The organism is Sabulibacter ruber (assembly GCF_017355955.1).
Lineage (GTDB): Bacteria > Bacteroidota > Bacteroidia > Cytophagales > Hymenobacteraceae > Nibribacter > Nibribacter ruber_A.
Genome location: NZ_JAFFID010000011.1, coordinates 1 through 5,589, shown reverse-complemented (window position 1 = coordinate 5,589; position 5,589 = coordinate 1). Strand labels below are relative to the sequence as shown.

General features: G+C 56.0%; 1 protein-coding gene, 2 tRNA genes and 3 rRNA genes. All 6 read left to right on the top strand.

What is annotated here, in order from left to right; all coding sequences use genetic code 11:
- On the top strand, positions 1–251 hold a 251-nt coding region (locus tag JT719_RS24195; protein ID WP_207436373.1), incomplete at its 5' end, for a hypothetical protein.
- A gap of 245 nt (positions 252–496) precedes the next feature.
- Positions 497–2,009 (top strand): 16S ribosomal RNA (locus tag JT719_RS24190).
- Positions 2,010–2,141: 132 nt separating this feature from the next.
- A tRNA-Ile gene (locus tag JT719_RS24185) sits at positions 2,142–2,215 on the top strand.
- A gap of 15 nt (positions 2,216–2,230) precedes the next feature.
- Positions 2,231–2,304 (top strand) — tRNA-Ala (locus JT719_RS24180).
- A gap of 183 nt (positions 2,305–2,487) precedes the next feature.
- Positions 2,488–5,382, top strand: a 23S ribosomal RNA gene (locus JT719_RS24175).
- Positions 5,383–5,474: 92 nt separating this feature from the next.
- Positions 5,475–5,586, top strand: a 5S ribosomal RNA gene (rrf, locus tag JT719_RS24170).
- Together the 16S, 23S and 5S rRNA genes with 2 tRNA genes alongside form the textbook arrangement of a ribosomal RNA operon.
- Positions 5,587–5,589: the final 3 nt, after the last annotated feature.

Sequence of the window (5,589 nt, the reverse complement as noted above, 5' to 3'; positions counted from 1 at the left end):
AGAGGGAAGGAGAAAAAAAGATTGCCGAAGCGCTTGCAAAGAGGGAAGTTCTGCTTACCTTTGCAGCCCCTTCCGGAAGGAAGGTCCCCAAGGCCGACCGGGCGGAAGGGAAGAGAAAAAAAGTTTCGGAGAGTATTGCAAAGAGAGAAGTTCTTCTTACCTTTGCACCCGCTTCCGGAAGGAAGCCCCCGCTGGCCGGGCGGGGAGAAAGAAAAAGAAAAAAAAAGTTGAGCGGTTTGCTTGCGGAGTGAGAGAAAGTTCTTACCTTTGCAGCCCCTTCGGGAAGGAAGGGATCGGGAGACGGAATAAGGGCCTGGGTCTCAGGCCACTAGTCGCCGGCGGCAGGCCGGCGGGAAGTTCTTTGAGTGAATGGGATAGATAGGAAAGACAAGTGTAGCGATACACGCGTCTAGGAAACGAAAGTGAAGCGTACCGGCGGTCGATGCCATACAAAATCGACTGTCTTTTTAAAAGAGAGCAGTCAAACTTTTCTTCTACAATGGAGAGTTTGATCCTGGCTCAGGATGAACGCTAGCGGCAGGCCTAATACATGCAAGTCGAACGGGTGTAGCAATACACCAGTGGCGCACGGGTGCGTAACGCGTATGCAACCTACCCCAAACTGGGGGATAGCCTCCCGAAAGGGAGATTAATACCGCATAACACCATATGAGGGCATCCGAGGATGGTTAAAGATTCATTGGTTTGGGATGGGCATGCGTGCCATTAGCTAGTTGGCGGGGTAAGGGCCCACCAAGGCGACGATGGCTAGGGGTTCTGAGAGGATGATCCCCCACACTGGCACTGAGATACGGGCCAGACTCCTACGGGAGGCAGCAGTAGGGAATATTGGGCAATGGGCGGAAGCCTGACCCAGCCATGCCGCGTGCAGGACGAAGGCCTTCTGGGTTGTAAACTGCTTTTATCGGGGAAGAAAACACCCATGCGTGGGGAACTGACGGTACCCGAGGAATAAGCACCGGCTAACTCCGTGCCAGCAGCCGCGGTAATACGGAGGGTGCAAGCGTTGTCCGGATTTATTGGGTTTAAAGGGTGCGTAGGCGGCCCCTTAAGTCAGTGGTGAAAGCCCGCGGCTCAACCGCGGAACTGCCATTGATACTGGGGGGCTTGAGTACGGACGAGGTAGGCGGAATTGAAGATGTAGCGGTGAAATGCTTAGATATCTTCAAGAACACCGATTGCGTAGGCAGCTTACTAGGCCGTAACTGACGCTGAGGCACGAAAGCGTGGGGAGCGAACAGGATTAGATACCCTGGTAGTCCACGCCGTAAACGATGACTACTCGATGTCGGCGACAGACTGTCGGCGTCTTAGCGAAAGCGTTAAGTAGTCCACCTGGGGAGTACGCCCGCAAGGGTGAAACTCAAAGGAATTGACGGGGGCCCGCACAAGCGGTGGAGCATGTGGTTTAATTCGATGATACGCGAGGAACCTTACCTAGGCTAGAATGCGCGTGACGACCCCAGAGATGGGGTTTCCCTTCGGGGCACAAAGCAAGGTGCTGCATGGCTGTCGTCAGCTCGTGCCGTGAGGTGTTGGGTTAAGTCCCGCAACGAGCGCAACCCCTATCCCTAGTTGCCAGCACGTCGTGGTGGGGACTCTAGGGAGACTGCCTGCGCAAGCAGCGAGGAAGGCGGGGACGACGTCAAGTCATCATGGCCCTTACGCCTAGGGCTACACACGTGCTACAATGGGCGGTACAGAGGGTCGCTACCCGGCAACGGGATGCCAATCTCAAAAAGCCGCTCTCAGTTCGGATCGGGGTCTGCAACTCGACCCCGTGAAGCTGGAATCGCTAGTAATCGCGTATCAGCAACGACGCGGTGAATACGTTCCCGGGCCTTGTACACACCGCCCGTCAAGCCATGGAAGTCAGGGAGACCTGAAGGCCGTCACCGTCACAGGAGCGGCTTAGGGTAAAACTGGTAACTGGGGCTAAGTCGTAACAAGGTAGCCGTACCGGAAGGTGCGGCTGGATCACCTCCTTTCTGGGGCACGCGCCGCCGGCGCCGCGTTTCCTGCTTCCTATCTACCCTTTGCTTAAAAACTTAAAGACATACTTGCGAGAAGCAAAATCGTCAGAAGCGTGCGAGGGGCCTTGCTAGTCGTAAGACGCAGCGGGGCTTGTAGCTCAGGTGGTTAGAGCGCTACACTGATAATGTAGAGGTCCGTGGTTCGAGTCCACGCAGGCCCACTCTATAAGATCTATGGGGGATTAGCTCAGCTGGCTAGAGCGCCTGCTTTGCACGCAGGAGGTCAACGGTTCGACTCCGTTATTCTCCACTGAAGGATCGCCGTACCGCGACTGATAACAGGGCAACCGCCGACAGGGCGCTTGCCGCACATGCCAGAGAGGCCATGTTATACGTATGTATAATGGGGCGCATCTGGCGGGGAGTTCTTTGACATACTGGGAAGAGAGAAACAAACTAGAGTACGTGCCCGCGCCACGCAGGTGGCGCAGGCGAAGAAAGTAGAGAAGGGCGCATGGAGGATGCCTAGGCTCTCAGAGGCGAGGAAGGACGCGATAAGCTGCGATAAGCCGCGGGGATCGGCACATACGATGTGATCCGCGGATGTCCGAATGGGGCAACCCACTTGGTTGAAGACCAAGTACACCTTTCAGGTGGGCGAACCCGGGGAACTGAAACATCTAAGTACCCGGAGGAAGAGAAAATAACAATGATTCCCCAAGTAGTGGCGAGCGAACGGGGAAGAGCCCAAACCAGGCCTGTCACGGCAGGCCTGGGGTTGTAGGACCGCAATGTCGGACCGGAAAACGAAGCTTAACTGCCTGGGAAGGCAGGCCGGAGAGGGTGATAGCCCCGTCAGCGCAAGGTTTTCGGCCGTAGCGGTATCCTGAGTAGGGCGGGACCAGAGGAATCCCGTCTGAATCCGCCGGTACCATCCGGCAAGGCTAAATACTCCTGAGAGACCGATAGTGAACCAGTACCGTGAGGGAAAGGTGAAAAGGACCCCGAATAGGGGAGTGAAAAGAACCTGAAACCATGCGCCTACAAGCGGTCGGAGCCCTTTAGTGGGGTGACGGCGTGCCTTTTGCATAATGAGCCTACGAGTTACTCCTCCCTGGCGAGGTTAAGTATCTGAAGATACGGAGCCGCAGCGAAAGCGAGTCTGAACAGGGCGCACAGTCAGGGGGGGTAGACGCGAAACTTTGTGATCTACCCATGGGCAGGGTGAAGGTTGGGTAACACCAACTGGAGGCCCGAACCAGTTTGCGTTGAAAAGCATTTGGATGACCTGTGGGTAGGGGTGAAAGGCCAATCAAACTGAGAAATAGCTCGTACTCCCCGAAATGCCTTTAGGGGCAGCGTCGAGGTGGAGTCTCATGGAGGTAGAGCTACCGATAGGACTAGGGGGAGTCAAATCCTACCGAATCCTGACGAACTCCGAATGCCATGAGACATACTCGGCAGTGAGGCTTGGGGTGCTAAGGTCCCAGGCCGAGAGGGAAAGAACCCAGACCGTCAGCTAAGGTCCCTAAATCCATGCTAAGTTGAACAAAGGAGGTCCAGCTGCCCAGACAGCCAGGATGTTGGCTTGGAAGCAGCCATTCATTTAAAGAGTGCGTAACAGCTCACTGGTCGAGCGGCAGGGCATCGATAATAATCGGGCATCAAGCATGGTACCGAAGCTACGGATAGTATTTATACTGTGGTAGGGGAGCATTCCCGTCCGCGGAGAAGGCGCCTGGCAATGGGCGTTGGAGCGTCGGGAAAAGCAAATGTAGGCATAAGTAACGATAATGCGGGCGAGAAACCCGCACACCGAAAGACTAAGGTTTCCTGATCAACGCTAATCGGATCAGGGTTAGTCGGGTCCTAAGGCCGATGCGAAGGCTAAGGTCGATGGACAACTGGTTAATATTCCAGTACTAGCGTGACCCAGCGATGCGGTGACGGAGAAGTGAAAGGCCCGCCTGGTGACGGAATACCAGGTTGAAGGGCGTAGGTATACCCTTGGTAGTCAAGTACGCCATAGGTGCTGAAACCCGATAGTACCCCAAGCCCCCGGGCGAGGGGATAGTGGCCCTAATCCCGCTCCCAAGAAAACCCGCTAAGCGTTCTGACGGTCACGCTACCCGTACCGCAATCCGACACAGGTAGTCGAGGAGAGAATCCTAAGGTGCTCGAGTGAATCACGGCCAAGGAACTCGGCAAAATGGCCCTGTAACTTCGGGAGAAGGGGCGCTTCCTCCAATTCATTGGAGAAGCCGCAGTGAAAAGGCCCAGGCGACTGTTTAACAAAAACACATGGCTATGCGAAATCGAAAGATGAGGTATATGGCCTGACACCTGCCCGGTGCCGGAAGGTTAAGGGGGGACGTCAGCCGCAAGGCGAAGCGTTGAACCGAAGCCCCGGTAAACGGCGGCCGTAACTATAACGGTCCTAAGGTAGCGAAATTCCTTGTCGGGTAAGTTCCGACCTGCACGAATGGTGTAACGATCTGGGCGCTGTCTCAGCCGTGAGCTCGGTGAAATTGTAGTCTCGGTGAAGATGCCGAGTACCCGCTACGGGACGGAAAGACCCCGTGCACCTTTACTATAGCTTAACATTGACTCTGGGTAACTGATGTGTAGGATAGGTGGGAGCCTGTGATCCGGTGTCGCCAGGCATCGGGGAGGCAGCGTTGAAATACCACCCTTCAGTTGCTTGGAGCCTAATCCCGGAGGGGAGACAGTGTTTGGTGGGTAGTTTGACTGGGGTGGTCGCCTCCAAAAGAGTAACGGAGGCTTTCAAAGGTACCCTCAGCACGCTTGGTAACCGTGCGCAGAGTGCAATAGCAGAAGGGTGCTTGACTGTGAGGCCCACAAGCCGAGCAGGGTCGAAAGACGGATATAGTGATCCGGTGGTCCCGCATGGAAGGGCCATCGCTCAAAGGATAAAAGGTACGCCGGGGATAACAGGCTGATCTCCCCCAAGAGCTCATATCGACGGGGAGGTTTGGCACCTCGATGTCGGCTCGTCACGTCCTGGGGCTGGAGAAGGTCCCAAGGGTTCGGCTGTTCGCCGATTAAAGTGGCACGCGAGCTGGGTTCAGAACGTCGTGAGACAGTTCGGTCCCTATCTGTAGTGGGCGTCGGATGTTTGAGGGGACCTGTCCTTAGTACGAGAGGACCGGGATGGACGAGCCTCTGGTGGACCTGTTGTGGCGCCAGCCGCAGCGCAGGGTAGCTACGCTCGGATGAGATAAGCGCTGAAAGCATCTAAGTGCGAAACTCACCCCAAGATGAGACATCCCTTCAAGGGCCGTGGGAGACGACCACGTCGATAGGCGGCAGGTGTAAAGCCAGGAATGGCAAAGCCGAGCCGTACTAATTGCCCGAGCGCTTTCCGCCCAAGCATGGGCACGTACCCTGGCTCTCTCTCCCCTATGTATGCCAAAGAAATCCCCGACACCATCACGCGCCGAAAGACGGCGACAAGAGCAAAATGGTGGCTATGTCGCGGGTGTCCACCTCTTCCCATTCCGAACAGAGAAGTTAAGCCCCGCCGAGCCGATGGTACTGCGGTCACACGCGGGAGAGTAGGTCGCCGCCAACCCCC